The organism is Macrococcus sp. GL_134, assembly GCF_057834705.1.
In genome coordinates this window covers 838,448-851,604 of the sequence record NZ_CM174409.1, presented here as the reverse complement: position 1 = coordinate 851,604, position 13,157 = coordinate 838,448, and the positions used below count along the sequence as shown (strand labels likewise).

Genomic DNA, 13,157 nt, shown 5'->3' with positions numbered 1-13,157 from the left:
ACACACCTCTATTCAATCGATTCTATTTGTTCTATCAGCTTCAGCAGCGCTGTGTCCTGCTGTGTTAAGCTTGCTTTCATCTCATCCAGCAGCACTTTGCGTTCTTCAAATTTCTTCAGTAAGCCGAGCTTCTGCTCATAATCCTCAAGCAGTTCGTCAGTCCGTCTTATATTATCATAAACCGCCTGGCGGGACACTTGAAAGGTCTCTGCGATTTCTGACAGTGACTCATCTTCCAGATAATAGCGCTCTAAATAGTTGCGCTGCTTATCGGTCAGCAGCCCCTGGTAGAAATCAAACAGATAATTCATCCGCATCGTCTTAGTCAGATCATCCTGCATGAGGATCAGTCGTTTCTGAATCTACTTGCTCTTCACTTTCAACACCGCTCGCTTCAATCATATCAGCGAATAAGCCGTATACATAGCTTTCTGCGTCAAACGGCTGCAGGTCATCCAGCTTCTCACCAAGTCCGACGAATTTAACAGGAATATGCAGTTCGTTACGGATCGCAAGAACGATCCCCCCTTTAGCTGTCCCGTCAAGCTTCGTCAATACAATCCCAGTGACATCAGTCACTTCTTTGAATGCTTTCGCTTGAACTAAGGCGTTCTGACCAGTCGTCGCATCAAGAGCAAGCAGTACTTCATGCGGTGCATTCGGTACTGATTTTGAGATGACTTTCTTCACTTTCTGCAGCTCATTCATTAAGTTCGCTTTATTTTGGAGACGTCCTGCTGTGTCACAGATCAAAATATCGACTTTCTTTGCTTTCGCTGCATTGACTGCATCGAACATGACAGCAGCAGGATCTGAGCCTTCATTTTGTTTGACGACTTCAACGCCGACGCGGTCACCCCATACTTGCAGCTGCTCGATTGCTCCGGCACGGAACGTATCTCCTGCTGCCAGCATCACTGTTTTACCCTGCTGTCTGTAGCGGTGTGCCAGCTTACCGATAGTAGTCGTTTTGCCGACACCGTTGACGCCGACCATCAAGATGACTGTCAGATCGTCTTCCTGAATATTCATCGCCTGCAGTTCATCGTCTTCCTGCTCATAGATTTCCACGATTTTCTCAACAATGACTTCGCGGAGGTCAGCTGTTTCAGTAATATTTTGACGTTTCGCTTCAAAGCGCAGTGATTCAACCAGCTCCATCACTGTATTGAATCCAACGTCAGCCTGTATCAGCATTTCTTCCAGTGCCTCAAAGAAATCTTCATCCACTGTCCGGTAATGTGCAAGCAGGTCATTCAATTTGTTCTGGAAGTTTTCACGTGATTTCTCAAGTCCTTGACGGAACTTCGCACCGATCTGCTGTGCTTCCAGTTCTTCGAATTCTTCGATTGACATTAAATCATCATCGTCAAAACTAAAGTCCCATTCATCCGCTTTTTTTGCCGGCTGTTCTTGAACACGTTCCGGGATTGCAGGGGCCGGCTTATCATTAGTCTGTTCGTCTTCTGTTGAGAGCGGTTCTAACGTCTGTTCGTCGTCTGGAACAAATCGCTCTTTTAATCGTTTAAAAAAACTCATTGTGTTAGCTCCTTTACTTTTTCGTTGTTCAATTCACTTAGATTGACACTGACCAGCTGTGTGATACCGGAATTCTGCATCGTCACACCATATAATCGATCTGCTGCTTCCATTGTACCTTTTCTGTGCGTAATCACAATGAATTGTGTGTCGTCGCTCAATGTCTGCAAGTAATTACCGAATCTGACGACATTGGCTTCATCCAGTGCTGCTTCCACTTCATCCAGTATAACAAACGGCGCACTTCTGACTTTTAGAATGGAGAACAATAATGCCACTGCCGTCAATGCCCGTTCTCCTCCAGACAATAGTGTTAAATGCTGACGTTTCTTACCTGGCGGCTCAATAGTAATATCAACCCCTGCTGTCAACAGATCATCACTCGTTAAGCTCAGTTCTCCTGTCCCTCCGCCGAATAGTTCACTGAAGACCGTCTGAAAGTTAGTTTGGACTTGCTTAAAAGTATCGGTAAAACGAGTGGTCACTTCGCTGTCCATCTCATGAATAATCGTCGTCAATGTTTCTTTAGCAGACATCAGGTCACTTTCCTGTGCTGTCAGGAAGTCATAGCGCGCCTTCACTTCATCATATTGTTTGATGGCTCCAAGATTAACTGGACCGAGTTCTTCTATCGCTGCTTTAGTCAACTTGACTCGTTTTCTTAACGTATCGATATCAGTGAAATCAGTGTAATCCATCGTCGCCGCTTCAAAGGTGATATGATAATCTTCCAGAAGATGATAGATTAAATTTTCGAGCTGGACATCAATTCTCGAATAGCGTGATTTCATTTCGCCGATACCATTTTGAAGACCGCTGATCTGCCTCATCCCTTCATTATAGGCTGTACGGGCATCAGTAAGAATCTCCTCCTGCTGCTGCACTGTTTCCTTCAATGATTCCAGTTGCTGCTGGACATACTGGCGTTCGTCCTGCATTTGAGACAGCTGCTGCGTTAACTGTTCAAGTGTTCTCATAATGTCTTCTATTGTTGTCAGCTGACTTTGAGCTGACAGTTCTGTCATTTGATCGGTCAATTGATCGATCCGATGAACAGTTTGTCGTTGCTGCTGTTGTTGATATTTCAGACGTTCTTCCTCAACAATTCTACGATTTCTGACCGCATTCAATGATGTATTTACTTCTTTTTCCAGATTTTTGCTGTCTTGACGATACGTATTGTATTCTTCCAGCTTCTGTTCAATCGTCGAGAGCTGCTGCTGTTGATCTGCAATAGACTGCTTGAGTCTCTTTGAAGTATTCATCAGCTGCTGCTGTTCCTCACGTCGCTCTGTCAGTTCGTGCAATGCATCGTTCGCACGTTTCAGCTGTGCGAGCTGCTGCTCTGTCTGCGTCAGCTCAAGCACCAGCTCCTGACGTTGATCAGAAAGCATTTCTCCGTTCATTCTAAGCTGATGCACTTCTTCTTCGTACTGACTCAACTGTTCTTTCAGATGAGATACTTGATGTTCCAATGTCGTCGTTGATATTTTATAGGTCGTAATTTTTTCTTCTAATTCCCGTGCTTCTTCTTTTTGTTTTAACAGGATTGACGGCTGACTGCTGCCCCCTGCCATGGAACCACCTGGATTCACGACATTGCCGTCAAGCGTCACAATTCTATATTTATAGTTGATATGTTTCGCAAGCTGATTAGCAATCGGCAATGATTCAGCAATAATGACAAGACCTGTTAAGTTTTGAACTACTGCTCTGTAACGATCATCTGTCGTAATTAAATCAGCAAGTATCCCGACAAAGCCGGGCTGAGAGGTGAGTGTCTGCTTGACAGTGTCCGGCAGTTCACGTTTTCTAATGGTTGTCAGCGGTAGAAACGTCGCTCTTCCTGCTTTTTTCTTTTGAAGTGCTGAAATAGCTTGTCTAGCACTTTGTTCATCCTCAGTGATGATACTTTGCAGCTGACCCCCTAACGCGATGTCCAGTGCCGTCTGATACTCTGACGCCACATCAATCAGTGCTGCGACCGCTCCATGAATGCCTGTCAGACTATCATCCTTTAAGATAGTACGGACGCCTTGAAAATAACCTTGATATTCAGCCTGCATAGCGATGATGCTCTGATGTTTTGATTTCAGCTGTTCGATATAGCGGTATGCTTTCAGTAAATTATCTTCTTCTGTTTTATACTGCTGATGAAGTGATGTCACTTTGACCGTCTGCTGTTTGTAATCATGACGTGCAGTTGACAGCTGCTGTTCAAGGGCTGTGAGCTGCTGCTGCTTCGCCTCATAAATCTTTACAGCATCCTCGTAGTTCTCACTGACTGAATCATCCACTGAATGAGAGGCTAAATAAGCCGCCGCCTGGTCAAGCTGCCGCTCAATCAATTTAAGTTCATTCTTATTTGCAGTCTGTTCACTCAAAATTTCGTAGTAACTGTCGCGCGTTTCTTCCACCAGCTGCTCAACATCACTGTTCAGCTCTGTCAACTTCTGTTCGAGTATCCGTTCCTCTGTACGCAGCTGTTTAAGTTCCTGTTGAGCTTCCTTGATCTGATGGGTATGATTGGCCTTCCGCTGTTCTTCAGCGGTGATGTCTTCTGATAACTTGGAGCGTTCTTGCTGCAGTCGGTCAGACGATGCAGCATGATTATCCTTCTTTTCAGCTAATAAATGAAACTGACCTTGCGTACGTTCAATCTGTTCAGTCAGTTCAAGAAGTCTGCTGTTTAATTGTTCTAACTTAGTCGTCGCAGTCAGCTTGTCATCAGCTGCACGGTTGATTTTTTGTTCCAGACGTCCCACTTTGTCTTGTTTAAGGAGAACCATCTCTTCATATTCTTTAATGTCTTCTTCAAGTTTGCTGTAATCTGTCTTCAGCTGTGTGATGTCATAGACCGTCACTTGTATATCAGCATCTTTCATTTCCTGAGTCAATTCCTGATATTCTGAAGCAATCACTGCTTCTCTCTTCAAAGGCTCAACGCGGGATTCCAGATCAAAGATGATATCATTCACGCGGTCAAGATTGGCCACTGTTTCATCTAATTTCGCTTCTGTTTCTTTTTTGCGCTTCTTATATTTCAGTACACCTGCTGCTTCTTCTATCAAGTGACGTCTCTCTTCTGATTTGGCATTCAATATTTCATCGACTTTACCTTGTGAAATAATACTGAAAGCTTCCTTACCGAGTCCTGTATCAAGGAACAGCTCAGTAATATCCTTCAAGCGAACTTTGTTCTGATTCAAGAAGTACTCACTTTCACCGGAACGATAGAGACGACGTGTCACTTTGATTTCCTCTGTACTTGCAATCAGCTGCTGGTCATTATTCAGAGTTAATGTCACTTCTGCAAAATTTAACGGCTGGCGGTTTTCAGCTCCAGAAAAAATGACATCTTCCATTTTGGCTCCACGTAAATTTTTGGCGGACTGCTCCCCAAGTACCCACCTGATGGCATCCGTAATATTGCTCTTGCCTGAACCATTCGGCCCGACAATCGCTGTCAGACCTTGGTCAAATGTCACATTGGTCTTATCAGCAAATGACTTAAAGCCATATGCTGTGACCTTTTTCAAATAAACCATATTATTCCCCTAACTGAATGCTTTCGAGCGCAATGCGTGCTGCTTGCTGCTCTGACTCTTTCTTTGTACGGCCGGTGCCTCTGCCGATTGCTGTGGAATCAAGCACCGCTTCCGAAGTAAATGCTTTGTGGTGTGCAGGCCCGCTTTCTTCTACAAGACGATAGACAATCTGACCATGACCATGCTGGTGCAGATATTCCTGTAAGAATGTTTTATGATCTAATATCCCTGTCATTAAATCATCGTTGATAAAAGGAATGATGGCTGTTTCAGCAAAAGTCACTGCAGCATCAAAGCCTTGATCGAGGAACAATGCACCGATAAATGCTTCAAAGACGTCAGCAATCAATGATGGTCTTGTTCTCCCGCCAGTTTTCTCTTCTCCTTTTCCGAGCAGAATCAACTCAGCGAAGTTCTGTTTGTTCGCGAATGTCACAAGTGATGGCTCACAGACAATTGCCGCTCTTAACTTCGTCAACTTACCCTCTGGCATATCGCTATGCTCGCGGAATAAATATTGAGAAACCACCAATTCTAACACCGCATCGCCTAAAAATTCCAGACGTTCATTATCCATTAATTTTTCCATCTTGAAGTCATTGATGAAACTTGAATGCGAGAACGCTTGTTCATAGAGCTTCAGATTGCGCGGTTTAATATTAAGTTCATCCATTTTAACTGCAAGACGTTCGTGAAAATCTTTAAGTACAACTTGTTTTTTACTCATCTGTTACCTCCATTGTTCATGACTTCATTTTACGTCATCCAGCTGTGAAAAAAAAGCAAAAATGATGAATGACCGCATGATTTCCTGCTGTTCAGTGTGCAGCATTAAAAAAACACCTTGCTGCCTCCATCTGGAAGCTCTCAAGGCGTAAAAATCGGCGGTCCGATTATTTATTTAATGACTCGATGTATGATACAGCGTCACCAACTGTGTTGATTTTCTCTGCTTCCTCATCAGGAATTTCCATACCGAATTCATCTTCTAATTCCATTACTAATTCAGCGATATCCAATGAATCAGCACCTAAATCATCTTTGAAAGAAGCTTCAGGAGTTACTTTTTCAGCATCAACACCTAAACGGTCGACGATGATTTCTTTAACTTTATCGAAGTTTGCCATGATCTCACCTCCTTCAAATGAATGACCGGCCATCAGTTCATAACCATGCCGCCATTGACATGTAATGTCTGCCCCGTTATATATTTTGCCTTATCAGACGCTAAAAAGCTAGCAGCATATGCCACATCTTCCACAGTACCGAAAGTTCCAAGTGGAATCTGTGTCTTCATCGCTGATTGAATGTCATCATTCAGCTGATCAGTCATATCTGAGACAATAAATCCTGGCGCGATGGCATTGACAGTAATATGACGAGACGCAAGTTCTCGAGCAAATGTCTTCGTCAAACCTTCAACCCCTGCTTTTGCAGCTACATAGTTTGCCTGTCCAGCATTTCCGATTGTACCGACGACACTGCTGATGTTGATAATTGTACCACTACGCTGCTTTAAGAGCTGTCGCGTCACGCCTTGAACGACATTGAATACGCCGGTTAAGTTCGTATCGATGACGTCACTCCACTCGTCCTGCTTCATGCGCATCATTAAGTTGTCACGTGTTATCCCTGCATTGTTGACGACGCAGTCAATAGTTCCAAATCTCTCAATCGTTGTCTTGACCATGTTGGTCACTTCGTCTTTGACCGCGACATTAGCTTGAATGGCAACTGCTTCCCGCCCAAGTGATTTGATTTCATTCACTACTTCTTCTGCCTTATCTTTACTGCCGGCATAATTAACGACAATATCGAACCCATCCTCTGCCAGCTGCAGTGCGATGGCACGACCGATTCCTCTGGACGCTCCTGTAACTAGTGCTGTTGTCATTGTTTATTCCACTCCTTGATTTCATCTACCGTTCCGATAGCAGTGATGGTGACATCACGATTAATTTTTTTGATGAGTCCTGACAATACTTTGTTCGGCCCTAATTCAATGAATTCTGTTACACCTTGGTCCAGCAAGAAGCGAATAGACTCTTCAAAACGGACGGGTGAATACAACTGTCTGATCAGCTGCTGTTTAATCTCATCCTTGTTTGTCACTGCCTGTGCTGTTGTGTTCTGCACGACCGGAACTTTTGCATCGTTAAATTCAAACTGATCAAGAAATGCTGAAAATTCATCGCTGATCACCTGCATCATTGATGAGTGGAACGGCCCTGATACATTGAGCGGCAGTACGCGTTTTGCGCCTAATGTCTTTCCGTCACGGACAAGCTCATCAATTTTCTCTTGATGACCTGAAACAACTATCTGCCCCGGACAGTTTAAGTTGGCAGGTTCGACTGTCAATTCATCGGTTGAGATCTGTTTGCAGATGGCTGACACTTCATCGACAGTCATGCCGAGTACAGCAGCCATGGACCCCGTGCCTCTAGGAAAAGCTGTTGCCATCAATTCTCCCCGCTTCGCGACAATCTTTACTGCGTCATCAGCTGAAATCACGTGACTTGCCGCAAGCGCCGCATATTCACCTAAGCTGTGTCCGATTGTATAATCATAATCTATAGACAGTTCATTCAATACAGCAGTACTGTGACTGACTATTGCCGGCTGCGTATACTGAGTCAACCCAAGCTGCTCCTCGTCATTGAACATCAAGTGCAGCATGTCAAATGGAAGTGCTGCGTTCAGTGTATCCAAATAGTCATGTGCTGATGGGAGCTCTTCATACAAATCTTGAGCCATTCCTAGTTTTTGAGCCCCTTGTCCAGGGAATAATAACGCACGTTTAGTCATTATGGCCAACCTCTCGTTTCATCGTTTCTAGTACATTCATTTCAACTGTTTCCTTCGCCTGACGCAGTGCATTGAAAAATGCTCTGCCGTTGGACGAGCCGTGTGCTTTAATGACAATACCATTTAATCCGAAGAGGATAGCACCTCCGTACTCAGAATAGTCCATTTTGTCTTTGACGATACCCATATCTTTTTTCAGCACACCGGCTGCCAGTTTATTTTTGAGATTTTTCGTCATCTGCTGCTTCAGCATTTTGAAAATACTGTTTGCAGTCCCTTCGAGTGATTTGAGCACCATATTACCAGTGAAACCATCTGTGACGACTACATCGGCTGTTGAAAACAACAGATCTTTCGCTTCAACATTACCTATGAAATTCAACTGCTCAGTCTCTGTTAATAACTGGTAAGTATGTCGAGTTAAACTATTCCCTTTTTTGTCTTCCGTACCGATATTCAATAGACCGACTGTCGGCTGTTCTATCTTACGGATAATCTGTGCATATATATTACCCATCAAGGCATACTGCTCAAGATGTTCAGGCTTCGCATCTGCGTTAGCCCCCATATCAAGTAAAATAAACCCTTTGTCATCGACTGTAGGAAGCGTCAATGCAAGCGCCGGTCTATCGACGCCAGGTAAACGGCCGACAATGAATAGTCCCGTTGACATCAGTGCCCCTGTATTGCCAGCAGACACACAGGCATCCGCTTCACCATATTTCACCGCTTCTGCCATTCGTACCATTGAAGCATCTTTCTTCCGGCGGATGGCACGTACCGGTTCATCATCCATTTCAATCTTTTCAGTACAGTGATGGAATTGAATACGATCATGATTCAATGTAAACAGCTGCTCATCACCAAAGAGTAGAATCTCTACATCATCATATTCATCCAGAACCATCTGAATTCCTTCTAATACGATATCAGGTGCATTGTCTCCACCCATCATATCAACAGCAATCTTAACCATTATTTTCACCTTCACTCACATAATACATTTCAAATAGGCCTGTAAACACAATCCGCTGCTTCACTGTGCTGACGACTTCGATGACCGCTCTATTATTTTTCTTATCGACCATTGTCGCTTTAGTGATGACTCTATCACTCAACTTTACAGGTTTAACGAATGTCACTTCACTTTTTGCGGTCAAAGCAAATTCATCATCCATCAATGCCACACATAACGAATTCGCCTGAGCAAACAAGAAGTGTCCTCTGGCGATTTTGTTGCGATGAAACACATGCTCTTCCTGAATATCCATTATAGAGATGGCTATTTTATCAAGCTGCAGCTCAATGATTTCTCCAATGACTTCATCAATCGGAAGCGCCTTTACTTCATCCCGATTTTGATAAGCTACGTCCTTTATGCGTTCCCGCAGTTCAGGAATATTTCTTTCGAGTCTATCCAGCCGTATCGTCTGGATGCTGACATTGAATGTCTGACTCAATGCTTCATCCGTCAAAAAAGGATTATCGTTCAATATTGCCTGAAGACGCTGCTGACGTTCTGTTTTTGTAAGTTTTGTCATCTTTTCAAATCCTGTCTTAGTAGTTGGTACTAATACTTGTACTTAGTATAAACAACTTCGATATATTGTGCAAACAATATTAGGTTGAAGTTCTACACTAAAAACCGCTGAAGAGATTCGTTCACTTCAGCGGTTTGATGATGAACCTTTGATCATTCTTGCTTTGACGATCATCCGTTTGTCAAATAACAACGTATTCGGATTGTATGACTCACAAGTAATCAGTGTTAATTCCTTCGGCTTACCTGGATGTTCATCCAGCACTTCGACTTCAGATGGATTGACATTGAATATATCATAGATCTGATAAACCTTCTGACCGTCACGCGTCACAATGATGATATGATCGCCTTTTTTAGCACGGTCCAAGTAATTGAATCGAATACCGGCACCTTCTACCCGATGGCCGGCAATCGCCACGTTCTGTTCCGTCAGTTTCTCCCCTTGTTCCACGAGTGTGACCCCGTTTCTTAAATTAGTCTGAGAAGCTGGACCTTTAAGCAGCGGCTCATTAATATCAGCTGCGGGTATTTTCAAATAACCAAGCATATTTTTCTGCAATTTCAATTTTTCAGGCTCCGTTTTTGTGATCCACTTTTCGATGTGGCTCACTTGAGGAGTTTCATCCTGCTCATAAGCAGAGATGATTTTATCGTTCACTTGATCAGTAAAGTAAGCCCGTATATCCTGCCAGAAAATCAAAACGAGTGCTCCCGCAATTAAAATAACGCCGAGAAATCTTAACAATTTCCTCATCTGCCCGTTCCTCCTGTTCAGTCCAAAATTACATGGCTTACTTTTATTTGTCAATCAATTTCCATATCATTCAATTCCAACTGAACACGGTTTTTAAGTCCGGCATTCTCAGGTCTATCGATGTCACCGCTCAGTATCATGGCAGCCGCTTCATCACGTGCCACTTCCAGCATGCGGTAATCCTCCACTATATCTGCTACTTTGAAATCCGGCAGACCGCTCTGCTTGACACCGAAGAAATCACCCGGTCCCCGCATCTCGAGATCCTTTTCACTTAGCACAAAGCCATCGGTCGTCTGGCACATGATCTGCATCCGTTCAATTCCCGTTTCTGTTGATGGATTACTGACTAATACGCAGAAGCTCTGTTGGTCACTCCGACCAACACGGCCGCGCAGCTGGTGCAGTGTAGATAATCCAAATCGTTCCGCATCGATAATGATCATCATCGTTGCATTTGGTACATTGACACCTACTTCGACGACAGTTGTCGACACTAAGACCGATAGCTCATGTCTGCTGAAACGGTCCATCACGTCATCTTTCTCCTCGGAAGTCATTCTACCGTGCAGCAGCCCCACCTGCTCGAAACCAAACTGCTGGCAGAACTGTTCATATACCGCCACCGTATTTTGAACATCAAGCTTTTCAGATGCTTCAATGAGTGGACAGATGACATAAGCCTGACGCCCTTTTGCCAGTTCTTCTCTCGTCTGTTGATAGATAATCGGCATTTCTTCATGTTTCGCCCATGATGTGATAATCGGTTTACGGCCTTTAGGCATTTCTCGTATCGTTGTCACATCCATCTCGCCAAATACTGAGATGGCAAGCGTCCGGGGAATCGGTGTCGCTGTCATGAACAGCACATTCGTTTCCTCGCCTTTTTCCCGAAGACGTTTTCGCTGGTTTACGCCGAACCTGTGCTGCTCATCGGTTATGACAAGACCAAGACGGTCAAACACCACTTCATCTTGAATGAGGGCATGTGTACCGACGATCACATCAATCTCACCGGCAGCGAGCTGCTCAAGTAGCAGTCTTCTTTTCTTTCCCTTGACAGAACTTGTCAATAAAGCAATTTTGACGTCATTCTGATAGAGTTCAGCTAAGCTTTCAGCATGCTGCTCTGCTAATATTTCTGTTGGTACCATCAGCGCACTCTGGTAACCTGCTGTCATCATTGCATACATAGCGATCGCTGCCACCACTGTTTTACCTGACCCGACATCTCCCTGCAGCAGTCGGTTCATCCGGATCGGCAGCTTCATATCCCGGAATATTTCATTGACACTCGTTTTCTGTGCATCCGTCAGTTCAAACGGCAGAGTACTGATGAATGTTCTGACAGCGTCTATATCATAATCAATACCGACTGTTAAGCCCGCCTCGTGTTCTTTCATATTCAGCATTCTCATCTTGAGCTGGAATAAAAACAACTCACAGAAAGCAAACGTCCGCTTCGCCTGCTTCAGACCCGAATATTCTGAAGGAAAGTGGAGCGTTTCAATCGCCTGCTTTAAATCCCAGAGCTTATATTTCGTCGATAAATATGCTGGAATCATCGGCGAAATCTCTGTTAATTCAAGCGCTTGAGCAACCATTTTCTGAAACTGCTTCGGTTTAATCTGGCCTTTCAGGCTGTACTGAGGAACTAACGCTTTTTCACCGGATTCATGCACTGTTTTAGAAAACTTGCTGCCTTGTATTATCTGCTTTGAACGCTGCCATTTACCTGTGATCGACACTGTTTCACCGATGACGACCTGATGCTTCAAATAAGGTTGATTAAAAAATTCAACTCTGACCGCTACTTGGTTGATCAGCATATGAAAAGCAATTTTCGATCGATTTCTGCCAAAATAACTCAGTTGCGGAGAGCTGTATACTTCTCCCGCAACTGTTATTTTCTCACCATCTGCTGCCATGTTGATATCGATGACAGATTCATCTTCATATCGATAAGGCAGATGGAGCAGGATGTCAGTCAAAGAATGGATGCCAAGGTCATTCAACTTGAGAACAGTCTGCGAACCGACTCCTTTTAATTCTGTTAATGGAAATTCAGACTCAATTAAATGTTGGTTGTGCATTAGAGCCGAAAATTCTTTCTTTCATTTCTTGACCCGTCTTAGTGCCTGCCAGACCACCGCGACCGGTTTCACGCAGTGCACTTGGCATTGTCTGACCAATCTTATACATCGCTTCTATTACTTCATCAGTCGGGATACGACTTTCAATACCCGCAAGCGCCATGTCTGCAGAAACGATGGCATTTGACGCACCTGCTGCATTCCGTTTCACACAAGGGACTTCAACAAGCCCTGCGACAGGATCACATACAAGACCAAGCATATTTTTCATACAGATGGCAAATGCATGGGCAGATTGTTTCGGTGTGCCGCCCGCCATTTCAACGATGGCCGCTGCTGCCATCGCAGCGGCAGATCCTACTTCCGCTTGACAGCCGCCTGCTGCGCCTGAAATTGAAGCATTGTTCGCTACAACGAAACCGAATGCTCCTGTTGTGAACAGAAAATTCACCATATCTTCCCGTGAGGCATTCAATTTATTTTTAACAGCGAATAATGTTCCCGGCACTACACCTGCTGAGCCTGCAGTCGGCGTCGCACAGATCAGTCCCATAGCAGCATTGACCTCGTTCGTTGCGACCGCTTTGGCTACAGCATCCAGCAATAGTTCACCGCTCAGCATATTTCCTTTGTTGATATACTCCCGCATTTTGACAGCGTCCATCCCAGTTAAGCCAGTCGGACTCTGCACACCGTTTAGACCTCGCTCAACCGCTTGTTCCATCACTTCTAAATTACGTTCCATCCCTTGAAATATCTCTTCATATGACCGTTTTGACACAGCCATTTCCTGTTCAATCATCACTTCGTATATTTTTTTATTTTGAGTTTCGCATCGTTCAACAAGTTCTGCTACACTTTTAAACATATTT

Annotated in this window: 12 protein-coding genes; all 12 read right to left on the bottom strand. The window is 44.1% G+C overall.

Annotated features, from left to right (window positions below; all coding sequences use genetic code 11):
• Positions 1-8 precede the first annotated feature (8 nt).
• Positions 9-341 carry a putative DNA-binding protein gene (locus tag AC3IPL_RS04420; protein ID WP_489242018.1) on the bottom strand — a complete coding sequence of 111 codons (333 nt, stop codon included), beginning with the start codon at positions 339-341 and terminating at the stop codon, positions 9-11.
• A complete protein-coding gene (gene ftsY / locus AC3IPL_RS04415; protein ID WP_489242017.1) occupies positions 331-1,539 on the bottom strand; it encodes a signal recognition particle-docking protein FtsY in 1,209 nt (402 codons plus the stop codon). Before ftsY ends, AC3IPL_RS04420 begins: the two co-directional genes overlap by 11 nt.
• Positions 1,536-5,087 (bottom strand): chromosome segregation protein SMC, encoded by a 3,552-nt coding sequence (gene smc, locus AC3IPL_RS04410; protein ID WP_489242015.1) that lies wholly within the window; start codon positions 5,085-5,087, stop codon positions 1,536-1,538. Before smc ends, ftsY begins: the two co-directional genes overlap by 4 nt.
• 1 nt (position 5,088) lies before the next feature.
• The gene (rnc, locus tag AC3IPL_RS04405; RefSeq protein WP_489242013.1) at positions 5,089-5,814 is read right to left on the bottom strand and encodes a ribonuclease III; all 726 of its coding nucleotides are present in this window, start codon (positions 5,812-5,814) and stop codon (positions 5,089-5,091) included.
• Positions 5,815-5,980: 166 nt separating this feature from the next.
• Positions 5,981-6,214, bottom strand: a complete 234-nt coding sequence (locus AC3IPL_RS04400; RefSeq protein WP_133444454.1) for an acyl carrier protein — start codon at positions 6,212-6,214, stop codon at positions 5,981-5,983.
• 32 nt (positions 6,215-6,246) lie between these two features.
• Complete coding sequence (fabG, locus tag AC3IPL_RS04395) at positions 6,247-6,981, bottom strand: 3-oxoacyl-[acyl-carrier-protein] reductase (RefSeq protein WP_489242012.1); 735 nt, start codon at positions 6,979-6,981, stop codon at positions 6,247-6,249.
• The gene (gene fabD, locus AC3IPL_RS04390) at positions 6,978-7,895 is read right to left on the bottom strand and encodes an ACP S-malonyltransferase (RefSeq protein ID WP_489242011.1); all 918 of its coding nucleotides are present in this window, start codon (positions 7,893-7,895) and stop codon (positions 6,978-6,980) included. Before fabD ends, fabG begins: the two co-directional genes overlap by 4 nt.
• Complete coding sequence (gene plsX / locus AC3IPL_RS04385) at positions 7,888-8,871, bottom strand: phosphate acyltransferase PlsX (RefSeq protein WP_489242010.1); 984 nt, start codon at positions 8,869-8,871, stop codon at positions 7,888-7,890. The genes fabD and plsX overlap by 8 nt, the downstream gene beginning before the upstream one ends.
• Positions 8,864-9,436 (bottom strand): transcription factor FapR, encoded by a 573-nt coding sequence (fapR, locus tag AC3IPL_RS04380; RefSeq protein ID WP_489242008.1) that lies wholly within the window; start codon positions 9,434-9,436, stop codon positions 8,864-8,866. The genes plsX and fapR overlap by 8 nt, the downstream gene beginning before the upstream one ends.
• A gap of 126 nt (positions 9,437-9,562) precedes the next feature.
• Positions 9,563-10,192, bottom strand: coding sequence for a class A sortase (locus tag AC3IPL_RS04375; RefSeq protein ID WP_489242007.1), 630 nt, complete (start codon positions 10,190-10,192; stop codon positions 9,563-9,565).
• 50 nt (positions 10,193-10,242) lie between these two features.
• On the bottom strand, positions 10,243-12,285 hold the full coding sequence (recG, locus tag AC3IPL_RS04370) for an ATP-dependent DNA helicase RecG (RefSeq protein ID WP_489242006.1): 2,043 nt from the start codon (positions 12,283-12,285) through the stop codon (positions 10,243-10,245).
• A complete protein-coding gene (gene sdaAA, locus AC3IPL_RS04365) occupies positions 12,263-13,153 on the bottom strand; it encodes an L-serine ammonia-lyase, iron-sulfur-dependent, subunit alpha (RefSeq protein ID WP_489242005.1) in 891 nt (296 codons plus the stop codon). The genes recG and sdaAA overlap by 23 nt, the downstream gene beginning before the upstream one ends.
• Positions 13,154-13,157: the final 4 nt, after the last annotated feature.

Coding starts and splice junctions, on each gene's coding strand:
- AC3IPL_RS04420 (WP_489242018.1), bottom strand. CDS start 341: ATGCAGGATGATCTGACTAAGACGATGCGGATGAATTATCTGTTTGAT.
- ftsY (WP_489242017.1), bottom strand. CDS start 1,539: ATGAGTTTTTTTAAACGATTAAAAGAGCGATTTGTTCCAGACGACGAA.
- smc (WP_489242015.1), bottom strand. CDS start 5,087: ATGGTTTATTTGAAAAAGGTCACAGCATATGGCTTTAAGTCATTTGCT.
- rnc (WP_489242013.1), bottom strand. CDS start 5,814: ATGAGTAAAAAACAAGTTGTACTTAAAGATTTTCACGAACGTCTTGCA.
- AC3IPL_RS04400 (WP_133444454.1), bottom strand. CDS start 6,214: ATGGCAAACTTCGATAAAGTTAAAGAAATCATCGTCGACCGTTTAGGT.
- fabG (WP_489242012.1), bottom strand. CDS start 6,981: ATGACAACAGCACTAGTTACAGGAGCGTCCAGAGGAATCGGTCGTGCC.
- fabD (WP_489242011.1), bottom strand. CDS start 7,895: ATGACTAAACGTGCGTTATTATTCCCTGGACAAGGGGCTCAAAAACTA.
- plsX (WP_489242010.1), bottom strand. CDS start 8,871: ATGGTTAAGATTGCTGTTGATATGATGGGTGGAGACAATGCACCTGAT.
- fapR (WP_489242008.1), bottom strand. CDS start 9,436: ATGACAAAACTTACAAAAACAGAACGTCAGCAGCGTCTTCAGGCAATA.
- AC3IPL_RS04375 (WP_489242007.1), bottom strand. CDS start 10,192: ATGAGGAAATTGTTAAGATTTCTCGGCGTTATTTTAATTGCGGGAGCA.
- recG (WP_489242006.1), bottom strand. CDS start 12,285: ATGCACAACCAACATTTAATTGAGTCTGAATTTCCATTAACAGAATTA.
- sdaAA (WP_489242005.1), bottom strand. CDS start 13,153: ATGTTTAAAAGTGTAGCAGAACTTGTTGAACGATGCGAAACTCAAAAT.